Origin of the sequence: Necropsobacter massiliensis, from assembly GCF_000827595.2 — a bacterium.
Lineage (GTDB): Bacteria > Pseudomonadota > Gammaproteobacteria > Enterobacterales > Pasteurellaceae > Necropsobacter > Necropsobacter massiliensis.
This window is the reverse complement of sequence record NZ_LN776186.1, coordinates 102,236-128,193: the sequence shown is the minus strand read 5'-3', so window position 1 is coordinate 128,193 and position 25,958 is coordinate 102,236. Positions and strand designations below refer to the sequence as shown.

The 25,958-nt window shown below is 44.3% G+C and carries 20 protein-coding genes and 2 pseudogenes; 8 read left to right on the top strand and 14 right to left on the bottom strand.

Annotated elements, in window-relative coordinates:
* Window positions 1–162 precede the first annotated feature (162 nt).
* Together BN3349_RS07640 and BN3349_RS07635 are read left to right on the top strand one after the other, a co-directional pair.
* Entirely contained in the window at window positions 163–1,671 is a 1,509-nt protein-coding gene (locus tag BN3349_RS07640) for a sodium-dependent transporter (RefSeq protein ID WP_040976743.1), read from the top strand.
* A 1-nt stretch (window position 1,672) separates the two neighbouring features.
* Window positions 1,673–1,765 carry a methionine/alanine import family NSS transporter small subunit gene (locus BN3349_RS07635; RefSeq protein WP_032107888.1) on the top strand — a complete coding sequence of 31 codons (93 nt, stop codon included), beginning with the start codon at window positions 1,673–1,675 and terminating at the stop codon, window positions 1,763–1,765.
* Between the two features lie 120 nt (window positions 1,766–1,885).
* On the opposite strand, the gene BN3349_RS07630 is transcribed toward BN3349_RS07635, so the two are convergent.
* The 3 genes from BN3349_RS07630 to BN3349_RS07620 all read right to left on the bottom strand — a co-directional run bounded on the left by BN3349_RS07630 (window position 1,886) and on the right by BN3349_RS07620 (window position 5,659).
* The gene (locus BN3349_RS07630) at window positions 1,886–2,671 is read right to left on the bottom strand and encodes an ATP-binding cassette domain-containing protein (RefSeq protein WP_052461931.1); all 786 of its coding nucleotides are present in this window, start codon (window positions 2,669–2,671) and stop codon (window positions 1,886–1,888) included.
* Complete coding sequence (locus tag BN3349_RS07625) at window positions 2,668–4,491, bottom strand: glycine betaine ABC transporter substrate-binding protein (RefSeq protein WP_040976742.1); 1,824 nt, start codon at window positions 4,489–4,491, stop codon at window positions 2,668–2,670. Before BN3349_RS07625 ends, BN3349_RS07630 begins: the two co-directional genes overlap by 4 nt.
* 268 nt (window positions 4,492–4,759) lie before the next feature.
* Window positions 4,760–5,659, bottom strand: a complete 900-nt coding sequence (locus BN3349_RS07620; protein WP_306456850.1) for a LysR family transcriptional regulator — start codon at window positions 5,657–5,659, stop codon at window positions 4,760–4,762.
* 146 nt (window positions 5,660–5,805) lie between these two features.
* Between BN3349_RS07620 and BN3349_RS07615 the strand changes: the two genes are divergently transcribed.
* Window positions 5,806–6,057, top strand: coding sequence for a hypothetical protein (locus BN3349_RS07615; protein WP_040976741.1), 252 nt, complete (start codon window positions 5,806–5,808; stop codon window positions 6,055–6,057).
* A gap of 231 nt (window positions 6,058–6,288) precedes the next feature.
* Entirely contained in the window at window positions 6,289–8,259 is a 1,971-nt protein-coding gene (gene cpdB, locus BN3349_RS07610) for a 2',3'-cyclic-nucleotide 2'-phosphodiesterase (RefSeq protein ID WP_040976740.1), read from the top strand.
* A gap of 524 nt (window positions 8,260–8,783) precedes the next feature.
* Here cpdB and BN3349_RS07605 read toward each other — a convergent pair.
* The 9 genes and pseudogenes from BN3349_RS07605 to BN3349_RS12285 all read right to left on the bottom strand — a co-directional run.
* Complete coding sequence (locus BN3349_RS07605; protein WP_040976739.1) at window positions 8,784–9,695, bottom strand: LysR family transcriptional regulator; 912 nt, start codon at window positions 9,693–9,695, stop codon at window positions 8,784–8,786.
* A 37-nt stretch (window positions 9,696–9,732) separates the two neighbouring features.
* The gene (locus BN3349_RS11975; protein ID WP_143933748.1) at window positions 9,733–9,885 is read right to left on the bottom strand and encodes an SDR family NAD(P)-dependent oxidoreductase; all 153 of its coding nucleotides are present in this window, start codon (window positions 9,883–9,885) and stop codon (window positions 9,733–9,735) included.
* Window positions 9,886–9,918: 33 nt separating this feature from the next.
* Window positions 9,919–10,470 carry an NAD(P)H-dependent oxidoreductase gene (locus BN3349_RS07600; protein ID WP_032107882.1) on the bottom strand — a complete coding sequence of 184 codons (552 nt, stop codon included), beginning with the start codon at window positions 10,468–10,470 and terminating at the stop codon, window positions 9,919–9,921.
* Window positions 10,471–10,799: 329 nt separating this feature from the next.
* Window positions 10,800–11,444 (bottom strand): histidine phosphatase family protein, encoded by a 645-nt coding sequence (locus BN3349_RS07595; protein WP_040976738.1) that lies wholly within the window; start codon window positions 11,442–11,444, stop codon window positions 10,800–10,802.
* Between the two features lie 86 nt (window positions 11,445–11,530).
* Entirely contained in the window at window positions 11,531–11,740 is a 210-nt protein-coding gene (locus BN3349_RS07590; protein ID WP_040976737.1) for a YgjV family protein, read from the bottom strand.
* 194 nt (window positions 11,741–11,934) lie between these two features.
* The gene (locus tag BN3349_RS07585) at window positions 11,935–13,593 is read right to left on the bottom strand and encodes an amino acid ABC transporter ATP-binding/permease protein (protein WP_040976736.1); all 1,659 of its coding nucleotides are present in this window, start codon (window positions 13,591–13,593) and stop codon (window positions 11,935–11,937) included.
* Window positions 13,586–15,334, bottom strand: coding sequence for an ABC transporter ATP-binding protein/permease (locus BN3349_RS07580; protein WP_040976735.1), 1,749 nt, complete (start codon window positions 15,332–15,334; stop codon window positions 13,586–13,588). The genes BN3349_RS07585 and BN3349_RS07580 overlap by 8 nt, the downstream gene beginning before the upstream one ends.
* 86 nt (window positions 15,335–15,420) lie before the next feature.
* A pseudogene (locus BN3349_RS07575) lies at window positions 15,421–18,338 on the bottom strand (TonB-dependent hemoglobin/transferrin/lactoferrin family receptor).
* 166 nt (window positions 18,339–18,504) lie between these two features.
* Window positions 18,505–18,615, bottom strand: a pseudogene (locus BN3349_RS12285) (HNH endonuclease); the annotation flags it as partial.
* Window positions 18,616–18,717: 102 nt separating this feature from the next.
* Here BN3349_RS12285 and BN3349_RS12230 point away from each other — a divergent pair.
* From BN3349_RS12230 to BN3349_RS07555, 4 genes are read left to right on the top strand one after another with little or no spacing between them, the layout of a single operon-like run.
* A complete protein-coding gene (locus BN3349_RS12230; RefSeq protein WP_245853768.1) occupies window positions 18,718–20,094 on the top strand; it encodes a restriction endonuclease subunit M in 1,377 nt (458 codons plus the stop codon).
* Window positions 19,982–21,865, top strand: coding sequence for a site-specific DNA-methyltransferase (locus BN3349_RS07565; RefSeq protein ID WP_306456852.1), 1,884 nt, complete (start codon window positions 19,982–19,984; stop codon window positions 21,863–21,865). The genes BN3349_RS12230 and BN3349_RS07565 overlap by 113 nt, the downstream gene beginning before the upstream one ends.
* Before the next feature lie 2 nt (window positions 21,866–21,867).
* Window positions 21,868–23,685 (top strand): DEAD/DEAH box helicase family protein, encoded by a 1,818-nt coding sequence (locus tag BN3349_RS07560; RefSeq protein WP_082024892.1) that lies wholly within the window; start codon window positions 21,868–21,870, stop codon window positions 23,683–23,685.
* Window positions 23,686–23,721: 36 nt separating this feature from the next.
* Entirely contained in the window at window positions 23,722–24,426 is a 705-nt protein-coding gene (locus BN3349_RS07555) for an IS6-like element IS26 family transposase (protein WP_001067855.1), read from the top strand.
* A 143-nt stretch (window positions 24,427–24,569) separates the two neighbouring features.
* Here the strand turns inward: BN3349_RS07555 and BN3349_RS07545 are convergent, their stop codons facing one another.
* Window positions 24,570–25,211 (bottom strand): type A-2 chloramphenicol O-acetyltransferase CatII, encoded by a 642-nt coding sequence (locus BN3349_RS07545; protein ID WP_001011939.1) that lies wholly within the window; start codon window positions 25,209–25,211, stop codon window positions 24,570–24,572.
* Between the two features lie 149 nt (window positions 25,212–25,360).
* A complete protein-coding gene (locus tag BN3349_RS07540) occupies window positions 25,361–25,861 on the bottom strand; it encodes a hypothetical protein (RefSeq protein ID WP_001239317.1) in 501 nt (166 codons plus the stop codon).
* Between the last annotated feature and the right edge of the window lie 97 nt (window positions 25,862–25,958).

The window sequence follows — 25,958 nt, the reverse complement described above, 5'->3', positions numbered from 1 at the left end:
TTCAGAATATCTATCCAAAACAAATTATAAAAACAGCACTGTAATCTAGAAAAACAAATAAAAACCCTCTGCCGATAATATTTTTAACTATTGACTAGAAATAATATTGCGCTATATTCCTAACCCTTATGACATTCATTTAACAATAAAAAAGGTAGTAATATGGCTCAGTCAACTGCTAAAAGAGAAACTTTCTCAGGCCGCAGAGCCTTTATCATCGCCGCGATCGGTTCCGCTGTCGGTCTTGGCAATATTTGGCGTTTCCCTTATGTCACTTATGAAAACGGCGGCGGCGCGTTTATCGTGCCTTATGTGATCGCGCTGCTCACCGCAGGTATTCCGCTGCTGTTTCTGGATTACGCCATCGGTCACCGCCACCGCGGCGGAGCGCCCTTATCCTATCGCCGCTTTAACCGCCATTTTGAAACTTTCGGCTGGTGGCAGGTAATGGTGAATGTGATCATCGGTATTTATTACGCCGTCGTGCTCGGCTGGGCGGCAAGCTATACGTATTTTTCCTTTACCTCCGCGTGGGGCGATAAACCGATTGATTTCTTTATCGGTGAATTTCTGAAAATGGGTGATATTTCCCAAGGCATCAGCTTTGATTTCGTCGCCATGGTTACCGGACCACTGATTGCGGTTTGGCTGGTTGCTTTAGGTGTGCTGGCGCTGGGGGTACAGAAAGGTATTGCTAAATCATCCAGCATTTTAATGCCGCTGTTAGTTATCATGTTTATCGTTTTGGTGATTTCCTCGTTGTTCCTGCCGGGTGCGGCTAAAGGGCTGAATGCGCTATTCACACCGGACTGGTCAAAACTGTCTGACCCAAGCGTGTGGATCGCCGCTTACGGGCAGATTTTCTTCTCGCTGTCGATCTGCTTCGGCATTATGATTACCTACGCCTCCTATCTGAAAAAAGATTCGGATTTAACCGGTTCCGGTTTAGTGGTCGGTTTTGCCAACAGCAGCTTTGAACTGCTAGCGGGTATCGGCGTGTTCGCCGCACTCGGTTTTATGGCAAACGCCGCCGGTCAGGAAGTGAGCGAAGTGGCAAAAGGCGGTATCGGCTTGGCATTTTTCGCTTTCCCAACCATTATTAATCAGGCGCCGTTCGGTCATGTACTCGGCGTACTATTCTTCGGTTCCTTAACTTTCGCTGCACTGACCTCGTTTATTTCAGTGATTGAAGTGATTATCTCCGCGGTACAGGATAAATTAAGAACCCGCCGCATCAAAACCACCTTTATCGTCGGTATTCCGATGATGTTCGTTTCGGTTATGCTGTTCGGCACCACCACCGGTTTGCCAATGCTGGACGTGCTGGATAAATTCATCAACTATTTCGGTATTGTCGCCGTTGCTTTTGTTTCCCTGATTGCTATTGTCGCCAACGAAAAACTCGGGGTGTTGGGTGCACATTTGAACGAAACTTCCTCATTTAAAGTGGGCTTTTTCTGGCGTTTGTGTATCGTTATCACCACCGGTATTCTCGCCTTTATGCTGTTGAGCGAAGGTGCCAAAGTCTTCTCCGAAGGCTATGAAGGCTATCCAAGTTGGTTTGTAAATATCTTCGGCTGGGGAATGTCGGTCAGCTTAGTGATCATTTCGTTCCTGCTTTCCCGCTTAAAATGGAAAAATGAAGAACTGATGCAGAAAAAAGGAGAATAACATGAACAGCAGTGCAATCATTATGATGGTCGTTGCCTTGGTGATTATCTGGGGCGGGCTGGTTTACGCCATCAAACGCTTGCCGAAAGAATAAAAACGTCGGCAAAAAGCACCGCACTTTTGCGCATAAGGCGATGATATATCGACTCTCGCCAATCACCATCCCGCCCGTTACCAATTATCGGCGCGGGATGTTTTGTTATTGTTGCATCGACTATCCGTTTTCTTCATTATCGCGCAGGCGTTTTTGCATAAACTGCGCGGTATAATCGCTGTTCGGATTATTTTGCAACTGCTCAAAAGTGCCGCGTTGAATCACTCTACCTTTTTCCAGCAGCACCACAAAATCGCTCAGTCGGCGCACCTCATCAAGGTCATGACTGACAAACACAATCGTTTTATGCCATTTCGCCTGCAACGTCAATAATAACGACTGTAGGCTGTCGCGGGTGATCGGATCCAATGCGGAAAAGGGTTCGTCCATCAGCAGAATCGGCGTATCGCAGGCAAACGCTCGGGCAATGCCGACCCGTTGTTTCATACCGCCCGACAATGCCTGCACCGAACTTTCGGCACTATCAGCAAGCCCCACTTCATTCAGCCAGCTGCGCGCCCGCTTATGCCGCTCAAGACGGTTAACCCCTTTAACTTTCAAACCGTATTCAATATTTTCAATCACCGACAAATGCGGCAGCAAACCGAAATGCTGAAACACCATGCTGACCTGATTGCGGCGAAATTGTTGTAGGGTTTTCAGATCAAAATGCGCTAGATTTTTTCCGTTAATCAGAATTTCACCCTCAGTCGGTTCCAGTAAACGGTTAATATGACGCAACAAAGTGGACTTGCCGGAGCCGGACAACCCCATAATACAACTGATTTTGCCCGCCGGCAGCGCGAGGCTGACCTGCTCCAGCGCCGGTTGGGTGCCATAATATTTAGTAACCCGATTAAATTCAATACTGTTCATGTTGTCCGCCACCGGATTTCCGTCGTTCACTGTTTGCCTCCGTAACCTTGCGTAATGCGATCGACAATAATCGCCAGCACAACGATGGCGCCGCCCGCCTGTAATCCCTGTCCCACATTGAGGGTTTGAATCGCCTGCAAAATCACCTGTCCTAATCCCGCCGCACCAATCATCGACGCCAATACCACCATGGACAACGACATCATTACCGTCTGATTCACGCCCGCCATAATCTGCGCTTTAGCCGACGGCAAAATAATCCAGCACAGCATTTGCCAACGACTGCTGCCGAACGCCCGTCCGGTTTCCAACAATTCGGGCTCAATGCGACGAATGCCCAGCACGGTCAACCGAATTAACGGCACAATGGCGTAAATAATACAGGCGAACATCGCCGGCACTTTACCCAAACCGAACAGCATCAGCACCGGAATCAGATACACAAAGCTCGGCATAGTCTGCATCACATCAAGCAGCGGCAAGATGAAACGATAACAGCGCTGCTGTTTAGCCAACACAATACCCAGCGGAATCCCCAGAATTACGGTCAAACCAATCGAAACCACCATTAACGCCACGGTTTGCATGGATGCCTGCCACAATCCCAATGCGCCCAACAAAAACAGTCCGACGCCGCTAAACAGGGTAAACAGCCGACGTTTGGTGCTGTGCCAAACTACCAGACACACCGATAAAATAAACATCCACGGCGGCAAGGCAAGAAAAAACCGCTCCACCGGATTAAGCAGCGAATTTTGCAAAATCAAACTAACCTGACGGAAATAATCGCCGTAATCATGAACGGTATTTTTCAGCCAGCGGTTGAACGGCTCTTGCATCGACCACTGCGGAAAAAAGGTTGCGCCCGCATGTTGCTCGGCAAATTGTGCCGACAGCCGACTTGCCGTCTCGGCAGACACCCATTGCCGCCAATAGTGCGGATATTGCGCCAGAAACTGTGTTGCCTGTTGTTCACCGTTGTGCTGTTGTTCGTTCATTATCAAAATCTGGCGATTCAGCGTATCGGCATCCAACTCCACCTTTTGCAAAAACGCAATCAATTCGGGGTATTTTTCAGCAAATGGCGCGGATACCGCAACCGACAAGCGCGAGACCGGAAAACCCGACACGCAGCTGTCTTTGCTTTGCGCATCCAGCAATTGCGTCCAGCAGCGCGCATCAAAATCCGGAAACGCCAAAGGTACAAAACGATATTTCGCCATTAACCCGGTTGGTTGCCAATAATAAAACAGCAGCGGCTTGCGCTGTTCATAATAGGCGGAAATTTCACTGTCCAGCGTCGAACCGGTGCCGGTAGCCACGTTGTTAAACTGCTTATCCAGATTCAGATTATGCAATAAGCGAGTATTAAAGACTTCGCATGTCCAGCCAGCGGGACAATTCAGAAAACGGGCGCGTGTGGGATTGTTCGGGTCACGAAACAAATGAGCAAACCGCGGCAAATCATTAACGCTTGTCAATTCAGGATATTGTTGCCGCACATAATCCGGAATATACCAGCCCTGCGTGGCGCCGCCTTTTAGGGTATCGCCGACAATACGGATCTGCCCCTCGGCAATCGCGCGCGTCATCACCTCCGAGCGCCCAACCCAAACCTCAGCGATAATCTGAATATCATTTTGAATCAGCGCATTTTCCAGCGCCACACCGGCACCCGAAATTTCTTCTGTCGGATAGCCATAGCCTTTTTCAATAATCATACGCAGCAGTGCGGTGGTAAATTGCCCGCTTTCCCAGTCCAAACGAGCAAATTTTATCGGCTGCTGTGCCGCCTGCACAAACGTAGTGCATAAACACAGCAGCCACAGCGTTCGGATCCATTTCCGCATAATTTCTTCACCTTCGTATCGCTTTACTTTCGTTCTCTACACTTTAAAGCAAAAAGTGAAAATCACGAAATGATTCTGCCCATTTGTTTATCCCGGCACGGGCAAATAAATCCTTTAACGCGAGGGATGTTTATAAACCGTATAAAAAACGACCGCACTTTACAACCAGCATAACAAGAAAAGTGCGGGGCATTTTTTGATTAAAATCGACCTTTGCCGAAAACGCTCGGATTTTCCACCGCACTTTTGCGCGGCAAGCCTGCCATTGCTAACGGTGGGGAGCCATTTTTTCCAATAAGAAATCAATAAACACTTTTACCCGCTTCGCTTTCTGGCTGTGTTGCAAATAAAAAAGATAAGAAGGCGGAAACATGATCCAATAATCCGGCAGCACCGGCACCAGATGTTTAGTGCAAGGATGTAGGCTAAAAATCCGCCCGATCCCCATGCCTTGCTCAACAGCATCGATCGTTGACATCATATTATTGGTGATAATGGAAAGCGGAATATCCAGCGTAAGCTGCTTGCCGTCGTCGTCATACACATTGGTTTCCGCCAGCTTATTTGAAGTGGTAAAACGAAAGCCGACCTGCTTATGCCGTTTCAGTTCAGCCAGCGTTTTCGGCACGCCATATTGTTCGGCATAGCGTTTGGATACATAAAAGCCCATTTTGCCAGTTTCTGTCAGTTTACGTGCGACAAAATGCTCGTCTAACCGATCGCCCATGCGAATGCCCACATCAAATCCTTCTTTTAGAATATCCACTATGCCGTTGTTAATGGAAATTTCCAGCAACACCTGCGGATAGCGCCGGCAGAACTCGGCATAGTGCGGTTGCAAAATACTGTAATAATGAAGATCGGAAAGGGTAATGCGCACTTTACCGCAAGGTATTTCGCTTAAATCGCGCACGTCTTCAACGGCGAAATGCAGCGACTGCACCAGTGGCAATGTACTGTCAAATAAACGCTGACCCGCATCAGTCAGCTCCATTTTGCGCGTAGTGCGGTTAATCAGCGGTAAACCGATATATTGCTCCAGCGATTTCAGCGACTGGCTGACTGACGGCGATGCCTGCTCTAGTTTACGTGCGGCAGCGGCAATCCCGCCTTCAATGATAATGGTATGAAAAACCACAAGATAACCGAAAATTGAACCGTTCATCATGACATGCTCCGATTATTAGGATATTCCTAACAAAGAATTAGGTTTATTCGGTCTTATCATAATAAAGCAACGGATTATAATCAACTGCATCGAACAAGGTGTGTTCGTCAACATGAACAGTTAATCATCAATGCAGAGAATTCAATATGAAAACAATTAATAAACTGGCGCTTGTACTTTTTGCCGGCGCATTATCCCTGAACGTAATGGCCGATACTCCCGACAGCGAAGCGGATTATCAGGATTATATGGCATTAAACACGGCTAAATCCGCTAAAAGTGCGGTGGATAACCGCGCAGATTACACTAACGATAATCTGACCGACGGCGAACAAGACTACCGCGATTATATGTCTCTCGCCGCCCAAGCGCACCATCATATCAGTGCGCAAAAATAACTAAAAATCGACCGCACTTTTCCCGTGCGGTTTTTTATTACCTAAATTATTCCCGTTACCTCGGTTATTTTTCCCTAAAAAACTATCACTCCTGCCAAAATCGCAATCGTTTTCTTGATAAATTTGTGTGATTTTCCTCACATAACGCTATTTATTTTGTAGAATAATCGGCGGATTTTATTATAGTTTGCGCTGTTAAACAGGTCTGTAAAGGCGCAGGAGAAGATAAAAATGGACAGAAGACAATTTCTTAAACTTGGTGCCGCCGGAATTTTGGTATTAACCGCCGGCGGTTATACACAAGCAACAGAGAATAACATGGCAAAATTACGCATTATCGCCACCACCGATATACACAGTTTCTTAACCGATTTCGATTACTATAAAGACGCACCGACGGAAAAATTCGGCTTCACCCGCGCCGCCAGTTTGATCGCACAGGCGCGCAAGGAAGTGGCTAATTCCGTTTTGGTGGATAACGGCGATTTAATTCAGGGCAATCCGATTGCCGATTATCAGGCTGCAGTGGGCTATAAAGAAGGGCGGGAAAACCCGGCAATCGCAGTGCTGAACGCGATGCGATACGACGCGGGAACGCTCGGCAATCATGAATTTAACTATGGCTTGAGCTATCTTAACGACAGCATCAAACAGGCAACATTTCCGATCGTCAACGCCAATGTGGTAAAAGCCGGTACGGATGAACCGATGTTTACGCCGTATGTGATTTTGCCAAAAGAAATTCGTGATGAACAGGGCAACAAACAAACGCTTAATATCGGCTATATCGGTTTCGTGCCGCCGCAAATCATGGTGTGGGATAAAGCCAATCTGGCAGGAAAAGCACAAGCGCGCGATATTATCAAAACCGCACAGCACTATGTGCCGCTGATGAAACAAGCGGGCGCGGATATTATCATCGCGCTGGCGCATACCGGGCCGTCCGACGAACCTTACAGGGAAGGGGCGGAAAACGCGGCGTTTTATCTGGCGGACGTGAAAGGTATTGATGCGGTGATCTTCGGGCATTCGCACCGCTTGTTCCCGAATAAGGAATTTGCTAACTCACCGCATACGGATATTCAAAAAGGAACGGTAAAAGGCGTGCCGGAAAGCATGGCGGGATATTGGGCGAACAATATCAGCGTATTGGATCTGACTTTAACCCGACAGAACGGAAAATGGCTAGTCAGCGACGGTACAGCGGCGCTACGCCCAATTTACGATGCAGAGAAAAAAACCGCGACGGTGGAAAATCATCCGGAAATTACCGCACTTTTACAGCCGGTGCATGAGGCAACACGACAATTTGTATCTCAACCGCTTGGCAAAGCCAGCGATAATATGTACAGCTATCTGGCGTTAGTACAGGATGATCCGACTATCCAAATTGTCAATCAGGCACAAAAAGCCTATGTGGAAAATGCGCTACAAGCATTGCCGCAGCTGGCGGGCATTCCGGTGCTTAGTGCTGGCGCCCCGTTTAAAGCAGGCGGCCGCAGAAATGATCCGACCGGCTATACCGAAGTCAATAAGGGCGAACTGACCTTCCGTAATGCGGCGGATTTATACCTTTATCCGAATACGCTGGTGGTAGTCAAAGTCAGCGGCGCAGAACTGAAAGAGTGGCTGGAATGCAGCGCTGGCATGTTCCGCCAAATCGATCCGCACAGCGACAAACCGCAAAGCTTGCTGGATTGGGAAGGTTTCCGCACCTATAATTTTGATGTGATTGACGGCGTGGAATATCAATACGATATTACCCAGCCGGCGCGCTATGACGGCGAATGCAAACTGATCAACCCACAATCCCAACGCGTGATTAAGCTGACCTATCAAGGCAAACCGGTTGCTGCCGATGCGCAGTTTTTAATCGCCACTAACAATTACCGCGCTTATAGCAACAAATTCCCGGGCACTGGCGACAGCCATATCGTATTTGCCTCGCCGGACGAAAACCGGCAGATTCTAGCCAATTACATCAGCAGTCAAAGTAAAGCGCATGGTCAAGTCAGCCCGAAAGCGGATAAAAACTGGCGTCTGGCGCCGATCCAAACCGCCACTAAACTGGATATTCGCTTTGAAACCTCACCTAGCGATAAAGCCCGCGCTTTCATTGCCGAAAATGCGCAATATCCGATGCAATTCGTCGGCAATGATGATATCGGGTTTGCGGTTTATCGGGTGGATCTGAGCAAATAATCCGCGCTTGATAAACTACAATGCCGATAATCCTGCGAATTATCGGCATTGGTTCAATTTAAATCTTCCGATTGCCTGTATAAATTGCTCGGCAGCAATGGAATTATCGATAAAAACAATCAACCCAAAGTATTGATATCTTACATATCAATCTGCCGCTAAATATCTTTTTGTTTATCAAGCAGTTTTTTACGCAGAAAGAAGACAAACAAAATATCGTGCAAGGCTATATTTTTTGCGAAATCCAATCTTCGCCTGAAATTGCAGTGCAGTACCCGAAAAAAACGCTTTTCATTGATGATTTATGCGTGGATACGACAGTGCGTGAACCCAAAATAAGCGAAAATTGTATCGATTTTTGCAGGCTTTCGCCAAAGAAAACGGCCGCGATAATATGACTCTTTATGTGTGGAATGAAAACGCGGTTGAAAGAGCGGTTATAATTTATAGAGATTTTAATAAAATCCGATCCTTAATTTTATACTTAATCATACCGAAAACTCAGTGAAAACCGACCGCACTTTTTATGCCTTCTTTGCCAAACGTTCCATTAAAAACCGTGCCAGTACGCCGATTTTTACAATTTGACGGCTGTTTGCTGAATAAAGCAAATGGATGGCATCCTCTTCGGTGGTGGCGGAGGGCTGAATTTGCCAGTCGGACAGCAAATTAATCAGTTTTCCTTCCGCCAATTCCTCCGCTACCAGCCAATCGGGTAAATGCGCAATACCGATCCCCGCCAGCGCGTATTCACGCAGAATATCGGTGCTGTTGCCAAGCAAATTGCCTTTTACGTTCACCGCCTGTATCGGACGTTCCGGCTGTCTGAAAAACCATTTCTGCACATAGCCGCGATAGCTGTATAACAAGCAATTGTGATGTGACAGCGCATCGGGCGTTTGCGGTGTGCCTTTGCGAGCGAGATAATCCGGACTGGCGCAAAGCAACCGTTGCTGCGGTGCGATAAATTTAGCAATCAAATTATCATCATTTATCTTACCTAAGCGCACGGCTAAATCGAAACGCTCCGCTTGCAAATCTACATATTCGTCCGAGCCGTACACCTCTAGTTGAATTTTAGGATATTGACGGGCAAACTCTGCCAATATCGGCGCAAGCACTTTTGAGCCGTAAGCATGCGCAAAGGTAATACGCAGCTTGCCTTGCGGTTGATCAAGCTCTAATTTCAGTGCCAAATTGGCACTATCCAGATCGTCTAAAATAGTGCGGGTTTGCTGTAAATACAGTACGCCGGCGTTGGTCAATGCAATCTGTCTTGTGGAACGATGAAATAACGCCGTACCAAGGGATTGTTCCAATTGGTCAATTTGCCGTGTGACCGACGACACGGCCACACCAAGTTGTTTGGCTGCGGCAGTAAAATTACCCGTTTCGGCAACGGTATGAAAAGCGGTTAAGGCAGAGAAATAATCCATTGAACAATCCTTTTTTGCGTTTTATACAAATAATCTTTTATTTTTCTGCCATACTTGCTTTCAATTTCTCTTCGCAGCGTGCGCTTAATACCAATTTTGCCCTTGCCTGTGCCAGTTTATCGGCGGTATCTTCGCCGATACCGGACGATGCGTCGATAATGATCACAACCTTGCTCGTTAAATATTGCATGGCATTTTTATCCTGTTGATTAGTACATATTGATTATAAATTTTTAATGGTTTCAATCAGCGCCTGTGCATAAGTTTTCGCTTCCGTTTGCTGGCGAGCGATAGCTTGCTCATTTCGCCCCACATAGCTAACGCCGTTTAAATACATGGGTTTGATAAATTCAAGACCGCACAATGCTGCCGTCATTTCAAATGCGGCAAGAAAATCCGCCACCGTATGTTTGAACGCACCGTCTTTTTGATAAACCTCGTGCGGTGCACCAGTGGTAAAAGAAATCAGTAATTTTTTACCGGCAAGTTTCGCGCCGGAGCCGTGGGCGAAACCGTGCACGAAGACATCATCCAACCATTTTTTCATCAGCGCCGGCATGGAATACCAGTAAAACGGGAATTGCCATACGATTACCTCCGCCGCTAATAATGCTTGCTGTTCTGCTGCGACATCAATTCGATAATTCGGATACAGCGCGTCTAACTTGCGAATTTGCGCTTGCGGTAATGCCTGAGCTAATTCGCCTAAAATTACAGTATTTGCGACAGATTGGGATAAATTCGGATGACCTGAAATGATTAATAGGTTTTTCATGATTTGTTTCTCGTATTAAATGACAAAAGATTTGCGGTAACCACACCGCCCGTAGAATGCCTGTTATTATAATGACCTAAATTCATTTGATAAGATGACGAATAATTAATTAACTATTAGAGAAAAACTAATAATTTATTACAATTAAGGCAATAAATTTACGCAAGAAGCGACGATGAACAGTTCAGTTTACGATCACTTCACTATTTTGCACACAATGGTAAATGAAGGCGGTAAATTACCGTAATAAACAGGCAAAAAACATGCTGTTGGCTTTGTTCAATATTAATTAAGATAAAAAAATATTGCCAAAAATGACCGCACTTTATTTATGCCAAATGGGTTATATCATTGATTTTTTCAATAATAAAACGCCCATTCTGCTCATGTTCGTCCTGAATATAGCGCACTACATTAATCGCGGTGTTTGCCAGACTTGGAATTTGCTGGTTGGCGCGGTGATTTTGCCAAGTGGAACCGGCAAACAGCGCCAACAGCAAGCGCAAAGTATGCCCATGAGACACCAGCAGAATATCGCCTTTATCATGCACCTGAATAATATCCCGCACCGCACCCATCGCCCGTTCAGCAAGCTGCGCATAGGTTTCGCCCTGATTGATTTCTGCGGTATAGGCGGCGGGATCGTGCTGTATCTGCCAAAACGCCTCGGTATCGCGAATGGTATCAATCACAATACCTTCCCAGCTGCCGAAGAACTGTTCGTTTAAGCCTTGATGCTGAAACAACGGCACCCGACGATCAGCCAGAATATAGCGCGCGGTATCGATTGTGCGCTGCAAAATACTGGAATAGGCGGCAACCAGAGGTACATTGCGCAGTGCTTGTCCGGCAAGGCGCGCGCCCTGCACGCCTTGTTCGGTTAACGGCGAATCACCATGCCCTTGCAATAATCCTTGCTCGTTCCACACCGTGCGCCCGTGCCGAATTAAATAAAATCGAAGGTCTTTGTTCATCTGTTATCTCCAAATAAGCCCGATTATAATCCGTCGGCTTAAGATAGCCAAACCAAAACGGGTAAAATTACGCACCAATTATCCCGCTATCGGCGCTCTTGCCGGATATAATAGGCGTTCACGCAAACCACAAAAATATTTAATCCCACCACAGGAAAAGAACCGATGAGTAATCCGTAAATCACAAAACAGACGGCACCGATAGAATTAACAAATCTGAGTTTCACCACATCTTTTAAAAAAAACGAACCTGCCACTAAACACATAGCAAGATAACCAAGACTCTCAATTAGCATTTTTTCTCCTTAACAATAAATGGATTTATATTATACGGAAGCTTATTTTAACCGTTATTCAGGAAAATGTGCGTGCAGACGAAAAACGCAAAGGATTGCTTAAACAAAAGATTAAACTAAATCAAAAAAGAGGATTGCAGCGGAAATATAAAACGGCAGAATTGCAGAACCCGTCTGCCGTTTTAAGTGAGAAATTACGACATTCTGCCGTTTTCGATATAAATTACCTGATCACAAATCGCCATGGTGGAAGCGCGGTGGCTAACCAGCACAATCAGTTTATCCGCTTTCGCTTTCAGCAACGATTGCAGAATAATGGCTTCATTTAGGCTGTCCAAATTACTGGTCGGTTCGTCAAGCAGAATAATCGGCGCGTTATGCAAAAAAGCGCGCGCAATACCGATTCGCTGTTTTTCGCCGTCGGACAGGCTGTTGCCAAGCTCCGTTACTTTGGTGTCGTAACCGTCCGGCAAGCTCATAATAAATTCGTGAACGGCGGCTTTTTTCGCCGCCTCAATCACTTGTTCACGGCTGCAAGTGCGGTTCGCCATCAAAATATTTTCATAAACGGTTTCGTTAAAAATATAAGTCTGCTGAGTAATATACGCCATATTATCGCGCAGATTACAGGTGTTAAGTGCGGTCAGATTTTCACCGTTTATTTGAATTTCGCCCTGCTGCGGGTCATAAAACCGCATCAGCAGCTTCAACAAAGTACTTTTTCCGCTGCCGCTGCGACCATGAATCCCCAAAATCTGTCCTTTGTTTAATTGCAGCGATACGCCGGACAAAATCGCATCCTCGCCATAGGCAAAACCGATATTGCGCGCGCTCAGTTGTTGGATGCCGGTTAGATTTTTGCCGTCGGTGACATCCCGCAAGGTCGGTTGTTCCGCCAATAAACCCAGCACCCGCTCACCGCTTGCCAGCGTTTGCAGCAAATTATTGGATAAATTGCTCAGCGCAATCACTGGTCCGTAACTGGACATTAGCAAGATCACCGCAATAAGCAGCCCGCCGAATTCAATCTGTGCCTGATAAAACAGCAGCAACGCAGCGAATAACATCAAAATATTAAAAGCGGATACTGCAATTTCCGTATAAGTCCGCACTTTGGCTTCCTGCTGTTTAATGCGTAAAAACGCCTGATCAATCGCCTGACTGCGACGCTGGATTTCGCTCAAACGACGACTTTCATCGCCAAAGAGCTGAATCTCTTTCATACCGCGGATACTGTCGAGAAAATAATCATTCATATCCCCCACCAGCTCGCGGTATTTGCGACCATCGTCGCGCGCCAGTTTAGTGGTCAGCAGCGGCAGGAAAAAACCGACGGTCAGATACGCCAACAGCGCGATCAACGCAAGCCAGGCAGAAATATGGCAGAAAACCACCAGTAAAATCAACGAGGTTAAAAATGCGATCACAATCGGCGCAATCGTATGTGCATAAAACACTTCCAATAATTCAATATCATTGGTTACCAACGACAGTAGTTGCCCTGCTTGCTTACCTTGCAATTTAACGAACGCCAGTTTGCGCAGCGCGCCGAATACTTTATCACGCAACAGCGCCAGCAGTTTGAAAGCAATATAATGACCGGACATCTGTTCCAGATAACGCAGCACGCCGCGTAATGCCGCCAGCACTAAAAGTGCGGTCAAAATTTGGCTAATATTGAAATGCGTGTCGAACCCCAACAAATGAACCAGCCCCATAGCGCCCAGCACCATAATGAAAATCGCCGCCAGAAAACCGAGCGTACCCATAATCACGGTAAAGCTCATAATATGCGCCAGCGGCGTTACCAATTTCAGCAAATGCCACATCACAACAAAGCCGTTTTTACGCATGATTTGCCTCCGTTCTGAGATTTTCCAGCTGTTTTTGTCGATTAAACATTTCCGTATACAGTCCGTTTTGCGCCAGCAGTTGCGGATGCGTGCCTTGCTCCGCCAAACTGCCTTGCTGTAATACATAGATTTTATCCGCCGCCACCGCATTGGCTAAACGATGCGAAATCATGACAATGGTTTTGTGTTGTTTTAAGCGCTGAATAAAATGCAAAATAATTTCTTCGCTTTCCACATCAATATTGCTAGTGGCTTCGTCGAAAATATACAGCGATGCATCATGCAGCAATGCACGTGCCAACGCCAAACGCTGAATCTGCCCACCGGACAGATTATTGCCGCGGCTGAGCAACGGCATATCCAAACCGCCGTTTTCACGCACAAAATCGGCTAAATTCACCTGTTCCAGCGCTTGATAAATCTGGTCATCGGTCGCTGCAGGTTTTGCCATCAGCATATTTTCCCGCAGTGATCCTTTAAACACATAGCTGTTATGACTGACCAACGACACATGGCGGTAAAACGATTCGCGCTTCAGCTGTGAAGATAATTGACCGTTAAACTGAATTTGTCCCTGTTGCGGCTGATAAAACCCCATTAATAAGGACACCAACGTCGATTTGCCGCAGCCGCTTTTGCCTACAAACACAGTCAGCTGTTTCGGTTCAATGGTTAGCGTCAGCCCGTTAATCGCAGCTTTCTGCGGCGAATAGGCAAAATGCAGATCATGAATATCCACCCATACCTCATTTTCTGCCTGAAAATCCACCGCACTTGGATTTTCCGCCAACGGCGTATCCAGTAAGGCGAAAATTTTCTCCGATGCCGCCTTTCCGTTCATCGCCACATGAAAAAAGGATCCCAGCAAGCGCAACGGAATAAAAAACTCGGCGGAAAGTAAAATAAATAAAATCACGCCAAACACCGTTATACTGCCGTCCTGATATTGCAGCAGCGCGGTTAAAATCCCTATCGCAGCACCACCATAAGCCAGTAAATCCATAATGGAAACGGAATTAAGCTGCATGGTCAGCACTTTCATGGTAATGGTGCGAAAATGTTCCGCTTCAATATCCATTTGCTGGGCTTTATAATCGTCATCCTGGTAAATTTTCAGCGTCACCAATCCCTGTAAATTATCCAGAAAACTGCTGCCCAGCCCCACATAGACCGACCAATATTTACTTAACAGGCGCTTGGCAATTTTATTCACCGCAATAATCGACAGCGGAATCAACGGCACACATAGCAATAAGATCAATGCCGTCGGCGGGTTGAAAAACACCAAAAAGACGAACAGGGTAAGGGGCGCAAGCAAGCTGTAAAACAGCTGCGGCAGATAACGCCCGAAATAAATTTCAATCTGTTCTACACCTTCGGAAGCGATTTGAATAACAGAAGAGGTGGATTGCTGGTTAACCTGATTTAACGGCATCGCCGACAGCTTGCGATAAATCAGGGTGCGTAGCCGATGTTTAACATGAGTACTGGCGTAATAAGAAGATTTTACTGCCATTTTCCCGGCAAATGCACGCAAGATCAGCGCCGCAATTAAAACTGTCGCAAAAATCACCGCACTTTTTAGGCTTAAACTATGCGTCCAGGCATTTTGTAAACACAGGGCAAACGCCACCGCACTAACGATGCCACCGAGCAATGCCAACCAGTTCCACAGCACCGTTATGGCAATCCATTTTTTGCTGTCGGGGACAGTGTTAATTAATCGCTTATCGATCATCATAAAATGATTTCCTTACTGCTACGATTGAAAATAAGAAAACTTGAGTGATGAAACATCACTCAAGTCGGTTAAAAAATATCAACGGATTAAAATTCGATTTCAGCACTTAACCTGAAATTCCTACCCGGCGAGTAAAAACGGTTAATTCCTCTGCCGGTGGTTTGATCAATCAAGTTGCTGGTACCGAACGGCTTAATTGAACGCGCCGATTCCCAAGTAATATATTTACGATCGGTTAAATTATAAACGCCAGCCTGTAATGTCAGGTTTTTAATCGGTTTATAGTAACCAATCAAATCGATCATGGTGTAAGCGTCGCTACGCCATTTCAGATAACTGTCTTTTGAGCCGTCCTCTTTGTGATACATGTTATAGGTATCTTCTTTGTTTTTGCGCCCCACATGGGTAACAAAGATATCCACACCAAAAAGATCATCCGGATGCTGATAGCCTAAACCGTACACGCTGGTACGCGGTTGAATCGCATTCATCGGAATTTTGCCTTCCATTCGACCTTTCTGATAAGTGTATTTATAACTCACATGCAACCCTTCAAGTGCGGTCAAAAATTTCCCCAATTGCAGTTCGGATTGCACTTCAAAACCGTTCACCACCGCATTTTGGCGGTTTTTATTTTGGTACAGTGAAAACGGTATGGTGCTGCCACCATTGGTGATTTTGTAATTTTTCTGCCCCAAATAAACCAAATCGATAAAATTCTGATATTTGGTTCTAAAGAAACTGGCGGAAATAAAGCCCAGTTCATCTTTATGCAGCGTCAGCGCAATTTCGCGGGTACGCGCAATTTCAGGCTCCAAATGCAAATTCGGCAAAATCGTAAAGTCCGGGTGCTTAAAGGTGAAATAAATTTCATCTTGTGTCGGCGCTCTAAACCCTTTTGAATATCTCGCCTGTAGGCGCAAGAAATCAAGCGGATCCAAGGTCGTGGTTAAATCATAAGAATGCGCTTTAAATTTTTTCCGCTGTGCAATGTAATTGATATTATCAATGGCATTCTGGCGTTGAATTTCTTCACTCGGCGGATCATAGCTTCCCATCCAGTTTTTCTCGCCTGGCGGCAGAGGAATGTACAGATCTTTAACCATATCATCCGGTAATTTCGGCGTAACACCCGGAATATAATTCGGCTGATATTTAATATGATCATAACGATAACCGACATCAAAACCGATATAATCGTTCAGCTTAATTTTATCGATAAAATATAACGCACCGTTTTTCGACTTAACCGGCAACAGGAACGAAAATTTCGGATCGGTTTTCGGACAAAGATAACTATTTGTACTATAACCACACTCTCTTAGCTTGCCGTTCCAGTCCAGACCGAGAGACTGTTCCGTCCACCATCTGGCTTCCGTAGCATCATGTCCTGCTTGATTAACCATTTGTTTTTTTGTACGGTTATAAACACCGCCATATTGCACATGATGTTCGGAACCGAAAAGGATAAAATTTTTGGTTAAATCAAGATTGATTTGGCGAGATTTAGTATCTAAATCACGCTCCTGCCATAAACGACCGAGATAACCTTTGCTGTTCGGCACGATAATCGTATCTTTCCAGCTGGCTTCTGAAGAAGAAGCGAAAGTTTTTCCAGTATTTGGATCAGTATATTTTTTATCTAAATTCAGCGGGACTTTTTCATAATTGTCGGTCCAGCCGATTCTCCGATCGGCAATAAGCGGCGAGTTACAATCGAATAGCGAACAATCAAACCAAAAACTATTTAAACTCTGGCGTTTGAAACTGCTTTTTGTCTTGTCTCCCAAGCCATAATAAGGAAACGGATTGCCGTTTCTATCAACAATTTCTTCTTTACCGTCAATGATCTTGGTGCGCACCGGATCACCGTTGGCATCAACGATTTTGCCGTTTTTCAGCTGTAATCCCACCGGATTGCGGTTTTCTTCACAATGCGAACCGTCGCAATATTCATCGGTTCTGGCACGGTTTTTAATAAATTGATCGGAATAACTGATTTTTAACGTGTCCCAGAAAAAATTAGCGGCATAATTTTCATAGCTGACGAAATAATGTTTGCGCTTACTTTTATCATTGGTTCGACGCAAGTCTTCGGTATCAAAATCAATGGTTTTCGCCTTATTCAGATTATAGGAAAAATCATGCCCGCGACTACGGTTCTCATACAAATCAAATCCGCGCCCACGGTAAAACGATGATTTTCATTCGGAGAAACGGAAAATTTTAATAATGTACTGTCTTTTTCAATCGTATAAGGATCGGTTTTTTCCCTTAATTTTCCTTTAATTTCTTCGGCATATTTATAATCGTAATTTTCCAGCTCATGCCCTTTGCGTTTCGCTTTAATCACCAACGCGTCAAACCATTTATAGCGCCCCGCTAGCGTTAAAGCGTTCAGGCGTTGATTATCTCTGGTGGTATAACCGGTTTTGTAGCCGACGTAATAATCTTTATCGAGCAGAAAATCTCTTGCGTCTTTGGTTTCAAACATCACTGCGCCGCCCAACGCACCGCTTCCTGCTTTAACGGAATTTGCGCCTTTGCTAATAGCAACCTGCTTTAAGGTTTCAATTTCCACCGAATTACGCGTATTGTTAAAATTGCCGTAGCCTTCAAACAGTTCTTTAAACCCCTGCGAAGACAAGGTTTCCGCCTGATGCAGACCGTCAACGGTAATCGCCACTCGGTTTTCATCTACGCCGCGAATAGCATAACCGCTGCTGCCGAAACGCCCGCTTTCTACAACACTGACTCCCGTTTCATAACGCACTAAATCACGGCTATCCTGCACCTGTTGTTTTGCCAGCGTTTTTGCCGTTTTGTTAATTTCACCGATATTCTGTTCACGAATACTATGCTGTTGCCCATTATCATTCACATAAATCGTTTCCAGTGCGGCGCCATCTTTTTCCGCTGTTTGACTAAAGGCTGCGGCGCTGTAACCCCAAATTGCAATTGTTATTATTGAAATTTTAAATAGCTTTGCTTGATCACAAGGCATAAATAAATCCTTTTAAGACCCCAAAATATAAAAACCGCGCTATTTTAAAGATTTTAATGTCACTTTACAAATGATAATTATTATCAAAATTAAATATTTTTGAAGTGGATCACAGTTTTTAGTAAAAACTGCCAGATAACTTACGAAAGTTAATTATCCGATTTCTTCAGTTGCAGTGTTTGCAAAGCATTTGATCGTTTGAAAGGTCAGTTTTTTCGCCTTGCGACCACGGTTTCAGGTGATCAGCTTCTATCTGCTCAATTTCAAATGTCTTCTTGCAACTTGGACAAACGCCTTTTTATCTTTATCGCTTAAATCCCGATTTGCCTTCAAAAACAACCGAATAAACTGCTATAATCTGTCTCAATTTATCATCAAAATGAGACAGATTATGCGCCAACTCAAAGAACTCACCACCAAACTCAAAGAAATTTTCCAAATCAACCGTGCCGATTTGGATTTTGGGATTTATCGTATTTTAAACACCCGTTCAAGCGAAATTGAGCGTTATCTTTCAGAGGCTTTGCCGCAGAAAGTGCGTCAAGCATTGAGCGAACAAAACAACGAACAGGCAAACGGCTGGCAAGAAGAATTAAAACAGCTGGAAAATACGCTGCAAGCGGCTGGTGTGCCGTTTGAAAGCAGTGCGAAATATCAAGAATTAACTGCCAAAATTAGTGATGCCAAACAATCAGGCGGCGATATGGAAACAGCGGTTTATCGCCATTTGCTCACCTTTTTTAGCCGTTATTACGAAGAAGGCGATTTTATCAGCCAACGCCGTTATAAGGGCGATACTTACGCCATTCCGTATGCAGGCGAAGAAGTGTTGTTGCATTGGGCGAACAAAGACCAGTATTACACCAAATCGGGCGAGAATTTCAGCAACTACCGTTTTCAATTAGCAGACTGCAGAACGGTTTTTTTCCGTTTAAATGCGGCGGATGTGGCGAAAGATAATCGCAAAGACAACAATGATAAACGTTTGTTTACGCTGGCAACGGCACAAACCATTGAAAAAGAAGATGAAGAGGGCAATTGCTACACGCAAAGCATTCAGCCGATTTTGCAATCGGAAAATGGGCAAGAATTGGTGATTTTGTTTGACTACAAACCTTTTGAAAAATCCGCCAAGCAAGAAAAAATCTTGGAAGTGGATTTGGCTGCTATTTTTGCAGATGAATTGGTGCAAACCAATTGGCAAGCATTAAGCGAAAAACAGCCAACGGAAAATAATCCAAACCGCACCATTTTGGAAAAACATTTATCTGATTACACGCAAAAAAACAGTGCCGATTATTTTATTCATAAAGATTTAGGCGGTTTTTTAAATCGTGAATTAGATTTTTATATTAAAAATGAAGTGATGAATTTAGACGAATTGCAAACGGTAAATGATTTTCGCCATATTGAGCAAAATTTGCGTTTAATTCAAACTTTGCGAGAAATTGCCCAAGATTTAATTAAATTTTTAGCACAATTAGAAAACTTCCAAAAGAAATTATGGTTGAAAAAGAAATTTGTGGCGAATCATCATTATTTGATTACGCTTAATCATATTTTGGCATTGCCGCAAGCGGTGGATTTTTTAGATGAAATTGCAGGCAATGAAAAACAACTTTCCCAATGGCAAACGCTGTTTAATGTGTCTGCCAACGAGGCTAATGCCTTTTTCAATGAAGCGAAAACCCTTGCGGGGGGGGCAAAGTCCTTTAAAATCAATAACTTACGAAAATTTATGCTTTTTAACGGTTGATACCTCTCTCTTTTCAGGGCGTTTCCAATCCACACTCCTTTCAGCCCTTTCTATCCATTTTGGCGATGATTTTGAAAGCCAAATCAATGGCACATTAATCCATTCTGATAATTTCCAAGCCTTAAATTTATTGCAAGCGAAATATCAAAACCAAGTGAAATGTATTTATATTGACCCGCCGTATAATACGGAAGATGATAGAACAAAAGGAAAATTTATTTATAAAGATGGTTATCCAAGCTCTACTTGGGCTAGCCTTATTCATTCTCGCCTTCAATTAGCTAAACCGCTTTTAAATCAAACTGGTGTGATTTTTCAAAGTATTGATGATAATGAGCAAGCAAGATTGAAATTAATTTCAGATGATGTTTTTTCTTATAAAAATAGTATTGGACATTTTATTAGAAAAACAAAATCAATGACTGGTGATGATGGCAATGGTTTAAATATTCAGCACGAGTATTTGCTTATTCACTGTATTGATAAAAATTCTTTGAAAATGAAAGGAGAAGAAAAAACGTTGGCTGGTTATTCTAATCCTGATAACGATCCAAATGGAGATTGGATATCTGGCGACCCAAGTGCAAAAAGTGGGGGAGAAACAACATACTTTCCTATCAAGAACCCTTATACTGGGTTGGAAGATTATCCACCAAAAGGAAGATATTGGGCTTTTTCAAAGGAAACAATGGAAAAATATATTCAGAGTGGGCGAATAAAATTTAAGAAAGAATATAATAAAAAACATCGCGGATTTATCTTTAAAAGATATGCAGAAAATTTGACGAGTGATTTTGACCCAATTGGCACATTATTTTCAACAAATAATGAATATATGAATTCTGCTGCAACAACAGAATTAAATCACTTATTTGTGGAAGGTAAATTTGATTATCCAAAACCAACATTATTTGTGCAAAAACTAACAGATTATTCTACAAACAAAACCGACGTAATCCTAGACTACTTCGCAGGCTCTGGCACAACCGCCCACGCCGTGATTAATCTGAACCGTGAAGATAGCGGCAATCGCCGTTATATTTTGGTGGAGCAGGGTGAATATTTTGACACGGTGTTAAAACCCCGTGTGCAAAAAGTGATTTTTAGTGAAAACTGGAAAGATGGCAAGCCGCAAACGGTCGCTTCTAGTGAAAAATCTGCAAATTCGGGTAGCTTCAACGGCGTGCCGCAAATCGTGAAAATTTTAAAATTAGAAAGCTATGAAGACACGCTGAATAATTTAGCTTTACAACGCAAAGGCTTATTTGATGAGCTACCCGAAACCGCTCAACAAGATTATTTGCTGAACTATATGCTCAATATTGAAAGCCAAGGCAGCTTGCTTAATCTTTCGCATTTTGAAAAACCGTTTGATTATCAGCTCAAAATTAGCCAAAACAGTGCAGGGGCATTTGTATTTCAACGCATTGATTTGGTTGAAACCTTTAATTATTTAATCGGCGCAAATGTGTTGGATATTGACGATAAACGCGAAGAAAAAGGTTTTGTGGCGATTGAATGTCATTTAAACGGAAAAAGTGAGGACAAAAAAACGCTTATTTTTTGGCGTGATGTAGAGCGTGTGGGTTATGACGAATTGGAAAAATTCTTTGCCAAACGTGCGATTAACCCTGCCGATTGCGAATATGCCCAAATTTATTTAAACGGCGACCATTGTTTAGAAACGGCGTGGGACGGCGAGAAAAGTGGCAGCCTAAAAATCCTAAGCATTGAAGCAGAATTTTTAGCACGTATGTTTGCGGAGGCGTAAAAATGGCAAAAAACAAAACCTTCCATTTTGACCAGCATTTAATTTTAAATCGCTGGCTGTTTTCGCTATTTGGCAAAAAAACGTTGGCAGAATTTAAAACACAAATGGCAACGGCGGAAAACGGCGAATTTACCGCACAAGACGGACACAGCCAATATTTTCATCATTTAAGTAATGTCTTGTTTTTTGGCACGGAAAATCTTTTTAGCGAAGCGGATTTTGCCGAATACGATTTACGCATTGTGAATTATTGGCAAAAAATCACTGAAAAACGCAACCGCGAAAGCGGCGATGTTTTGCGTCCAAAATATTTTCAATATTTATCGCTGCTGTTTACCGAAATTTATTTAGATTGGTATTTCAACAAAAAAGACGATTTATTAAATGCCTTAAATGCAGAACTCAAAAAATATGCCCAAGAAAAAGGTGAAAAAGCGGCGTTGAATTTTGAAGATTATCGCTTGGAGAGCTTAAATAAAATCGCTTTTTGGAACGCTACAGGCAGCGGTAAAACATTGCTGATGCACGTCAATATTTTGCAATATTTGCACTTTTTTGGGCAAATGAGACCGCTTAACCAGCAAAATCGCCCCGATAAAGTGATTTTGCTCACACCAAACGAAGGTTTAAGCCAGCAGCATTTAGCGGAATTGCAGCTTTCAGGTTTTTCAGCCATGCTTTTTGATAAAAATCAGAGCAGTCAAATGCAGTTTAATTATGCCAACGATAATGTGGGCATGGGTTTAACGGTGGAAATTATTGACGTTAATAAATTGGCGGAGAAATCAGGCGAAAAAACCGTTTCAACCGAAGCCTTTGACGGCAATAATTTGGTGTTGGTAGACGAAGGACATCGCGGCACATCAGGCGAACAGTGGCTGTTGCGGCGTGAAGCCTTGGTAAAAGGCGGTTTTGCTTTTGAGTATTCGGCAACGCTGGGGCAAGCGGTGGCAAAAGGCAAAACCATTGCAGGCGAGAGAGAAGAACGGCAAAAAGCCAAAGCCAAATTATTGTTTAACAAAGGCAGCTTAAAAGGTTTGTCGGAAGAAGATTTAGCGAAATTGGAATTAGACGAGCTGGAAATGGCAAAAATCCGCACCAAAGCCGTGTTGGAAACCTATGCCAAATCGGTGTTGTTTGATTATTCCTACAAGTATTTTTATGCCGACGGCTACGGCAAGGAAAGCCTGATTTTAAATATGAAAAAACAGGGCTTTGATGACAATTTACCGCTGTATTTTGTGGCAAGTTTGCTGTCGTTTTACCAGCAGCTTTATCTGTTTGAAACGCATAAAAAAGCACTTGCTGAGTGGCAAATTGAAAAGCCACTTTTAGTGTTTGTGGGGAATAAAGTATCGGATGATAACAGCGATGTATTAAAAGTAGTTCGCCAGTTGGCTTTCTTTGTGAATGAACCTGAAACCGTACAAAAATGGTTGCGTGAGTTAATTTTGGATAATGCCCAGCTTTTGAACGAGAAAAATGAGCACATTTTTAAAGGACGATTTACGCCGCTTTTGCATTTTTCAGACGACATCAACGCGCTTTATCAAGATATGTTGAGCAAAATTTTCGCGACCACACATTTAGCAAGATTGCGTTTAACGCATTTGAAAAAGTCAGACGGCGAATTGGCGTTGTCCATTGGCGAAAATGGCACAAAATTTGGCGTGATTAACATTGGCGACGCGGCAGGATTATTAAAAACGGCAAACGAAAGTTATGCCGCCGAGTTTGATGCCGTAAACGATGAGTTTAACGGTGGACTTTTTGCGGAAATCAATAAAAAAACAGGCACTGTTGCAAATAGTCGGTGGTGATAAACTTATCATCCCCTTTTGCTGATGGAGCTGCACATGAACCCATTCAAAGGCCGGCATTTTCAGCGTGACATCATTCTGTGGGCCGTACGCTGGTACTGCAAATACGGCATCAGTTACCGTGAGCTGCAGGAGATGCTGGCTGAACGCGGAGTGAATGTCGATCACTCCACGATTTACCGCTGGGTTCAGCGTTATGCGCCTGAAATGGAAAAACGGCTGCGCTGGTACTGGCGTAACCCTTCCGATCTTTGCCCGTGGCACATGGATGAAACCTACGTGAAGGTCAATGGCCGCTGGGCGTATCTGTACCGGGCCGTCGACAGCCGGGGCCGCACTGTCGATTTTTATCTCTCCTCCCGTCGTAACAGCAAAGCTGCATACCGGTTTCTGGGTAAAATCCTCAACAACGTGAAGAAGTGGCAGATCCCGCGATTCATCAACACGGATAAAGCGCCCGCCTATGGTCGCGCGCTTGCTCTGCTCAAACGCGAAGGCCGGTGCCCGTCTGACGTTGAACACCGACAGATTAAGTACCGGAACAACGTGATTGAATGCGATCATGGCAAACTGAAACGGATAATCGGCGCCACGCTGGGATTTAAATCCATGAAGACGGCTTACGCCACCATCAAAGGTATTGAGGTGATGCGTGCACTACGCAAAGGCCAGGCCTCAGCATTTTATTATGGTGATCCCCTGGGCGAAATGCGCCTGGTAAGCAGAGTTTTTGAAATGTAAGGCCTTTGAATAAGACAAAAGGCTGCCTCATCGCTAACTTTGCAACAGTGCCTTCTGAAACGAAATTACAGATTACGGTTAAAATATAAAAAAAAGCCACCAATCCTGCCGGATACGGTGGCTTAAATACAGAATTAATTAATTTATTTCAGTATGTTATCACACATCAGCTGAAGTGTATTGATAAACCTTGCTGCATGAAAACCATCACAGACTGCATGATGAACCTGTACAGAAACAGGTAATAGTACGCGGTCACCTTCCTGCTGAAACTTTGCCATTGTAAAAACCGGGGAAAAATAATCATCATTTCCGGTGATATTCAGATTAAATCCGTCAAAACTCACCCAGGGTAACGATGATATATTCAGGTGATTCTCCGGTAAATTTCCCTGCGGAAACAACCTGGTATCATGCTGATATTCTGCTGTTACCGCGTTATAACCCGCCATAAACTCACTGAGATCCGGAAAATAACGGCAGGACAGTGCGGAGAATGTTTCGGTTTCTTTATGAAAGACAGTAAAGACCGGGTCTGACTGTTCCCAGTAAATCAGTTCATTATCTTTCATTGCCATCCGGAACTCCGGAAACTGATTAACAGCCCGGGAGATCAGGTAAATCATCAGCGGATAAAACTTATAACCGGTTTTCGCCAGTGCAGTACGCAAAGCGGTAATATCGAGTTTGGTGGTCAGGCTGAATCCGCATTTAATCTGCTGACGATAAAGGGCAAAATGTTCCCTGCGATTCCAGGTATTCAGGTCAATCCGGGTAAAATTCATGGTTATTCCTTCTGATTAATAGTGAAAAATATTAATAATCAGAAGGCAGTCTGGTTGTCTCAATGGGTAACATTCCGTCCTCCGTAAGCTGTCTGGTATTCAGTAATAATACCCGATACGGGCTTAATCTGTATTAAGCCCGGTTTTATTTATTCCGGCCACTCATCCGCAAATACATAGCGGATCAGTTCTGCGGATTCACGGGGCGGTGCTCTCAGCACATCCGCCATTAAATCAATTTCCATCTGACAGGTTTGCAGCTTGTCTTCCGCCAGCACATACGGATCATCCGTCAGGAAACTATCGCCGTATTTATCCACCGACCCCTGTATTTGTGCCGAAAATAATGACTGAATTTCATCAGCGGAATAATGCGCAACCGGAGCCCCTTCACCGGCTGAATTCACCAGATCCAGCAACGCTCTGTTACCGATAATAAAGTCACGGTACCCGGCGGAAGCCTTTTTCATATCCGGCGGGCCAGACACTTCCGGATGCAGCACACGAAAGCAGAAGTCACCGGAGGTATCCTGCGCCAGTGCTTTCTGCAAAAATTCCAGCCGCATTTTCCCGTAATTAATCACCGCGTCATCCCCCGCGAGATAAAGCAGTTTTTTAATATTTTCGGTGGCCCACTGTTGCAGGCGCATATAGTACTCTAAACAGGGCACTGTTGCAAATAGTCGGTGGTGATAAACTTATCATCCCCTTTTGCTGATGGAGCTGCACATGAACCCATTCAAAGGC

Excerpts from the sequence above, each read along its gene's own strand:
- BN3349_RS07640 (WP_040976743.1), top strand. The coding sequence starts at position 163 with ATGGCTCAGTCAACTGCTAAAAGAGAAACTTTCTCAGGCCGCAGAGCC.
- BN3349_RS07635 (WP_032107888.1), top strand. The coding sequence starts at position 1,673 with ATGAACAGCAGTGCAATCATTATGATGGTCGTTGCCTTGGTGATTATC.
- BN3349_RS07625 (WP_040976742.1), bottom strand. The coding sequence starts at position 4,491 with ATGCGGAAATGGATCCGAACGCTGTGGCTGCTGTGTTTATGCACTACG.
- BN3349_RS07620 (WP_306456850.1), bottom strand. The coding sequence starts at position 5,659 with ATGATGAACGGTTCAATTTTCGGTTATCTTGTGGTTTTTCATACCATT.
- BN3349_RS07615 (WP_040976741.1), top strand. The coding sequence starts at position 5,806 with ATGAAAACAATTAATAAACTGGCGCTTGTACTTTTTGCCGGCGCATTA.
- cpdB (WP_040976740.1), top strand. The coding sequence starts at position 6,289 with ATGGACAGAAGACAATTTCTTAAACTTGGTGCCGCCGGAATTTTGGTA.
- BN3349_RS07605 (WP_040976739.1), bottom strand. The coding sequence starts at position 9,695 with ATGGATTATTTCTCTGCCTTAACCGCTTTTCATACCGTTGCCGAAACG.
- BN3349_RS11975 (WP_143933748.1), bottom strand. The coding sequence starts at position 9,885 with ATGCAATATTTAACGAGCAAGGTTGTGATCATTATCGACGCATCGTCC.
- BN3349_RS07600 (WP_032107882.1), bottom strand. The coding sequence starts at position 10,470 with ATGAAAAACCTATTAATCATTTCAGGTCATCCGAATTTATCCCAATCT.
- BN3349_RS07595 (WP_040976738.1), bottom strand. The coding sequence starts at position 11,444 with ATGAACAAAGACCTTCGATTTTATTTAATTCGGCACGGGCGCACGGTG.
- BN3349_RS07590 (WP_040976737.1), bottom strand. The coding sequence starts at position 11,740 with ATGCTAATTGAGAGTCTTGGTTATCTTGCTATGTGTTTAGTGGCAGGT.
- BN3349_RS07585 (WP_040976736.1), bottom strand. The coding sequence starts at position 13,593 with ATGCGTAAAAACGGCTTTGTTGTGATGTGGCATTTGCTGAAATTGGTA.
- BN3349_RS07580 (WP_040976735.1), bottom strand. The coding sequence starts at position 15,334 with ATGATGATCGATAAGCGATTAATTAACACTGTCCCCGACAGCAAAAAA.
- BN3349_RS12230 (WP_245853768.1), top strand. The coding sequence starts at position 18,718 with ATGAGACAGATTATGCGCCAACTCAAAGAACTCACCACCAAACTCAAA.
- BN3349_RS07565 (WP_306456852.1), top strand. The coding sequence starts at position 19,982 with ATGTGTCTGCCAACGAGGCTAATGCCTTTTTCAATGAAGCGAAAACCC.
- BN3349_RS07560 (WP_082024892.1), top strand. The coding sequence starts at position 21,868 with ATGGCAAAAAACAAAACCTTCCATTTTGACCAGCATTTAATTTTAAAT.
- BN3349_RS07555 (WP_001067855.1), top strand. The coding sequence starts at position 23,722 with ATGAACCCATTCAAAGGCCGGCATTTTCAGCGTGACATCATTCTGTGG.
- BN3349_RS07545 (WP_001011939.1), bottom strand. The coding sequence starts at position 25,211 with ATGAATTTTACCCGGATTGACCTGAATACCTGGAATCGCAGGGAACAT.
- BN3349_RS07540 (WP_001239317.1), bottom strand. The coding sequence starts at position 25,861 with ATGCGCCTGCAACAGTGGGCCACCGAAAATATTAAAAAACTGCTTTAT.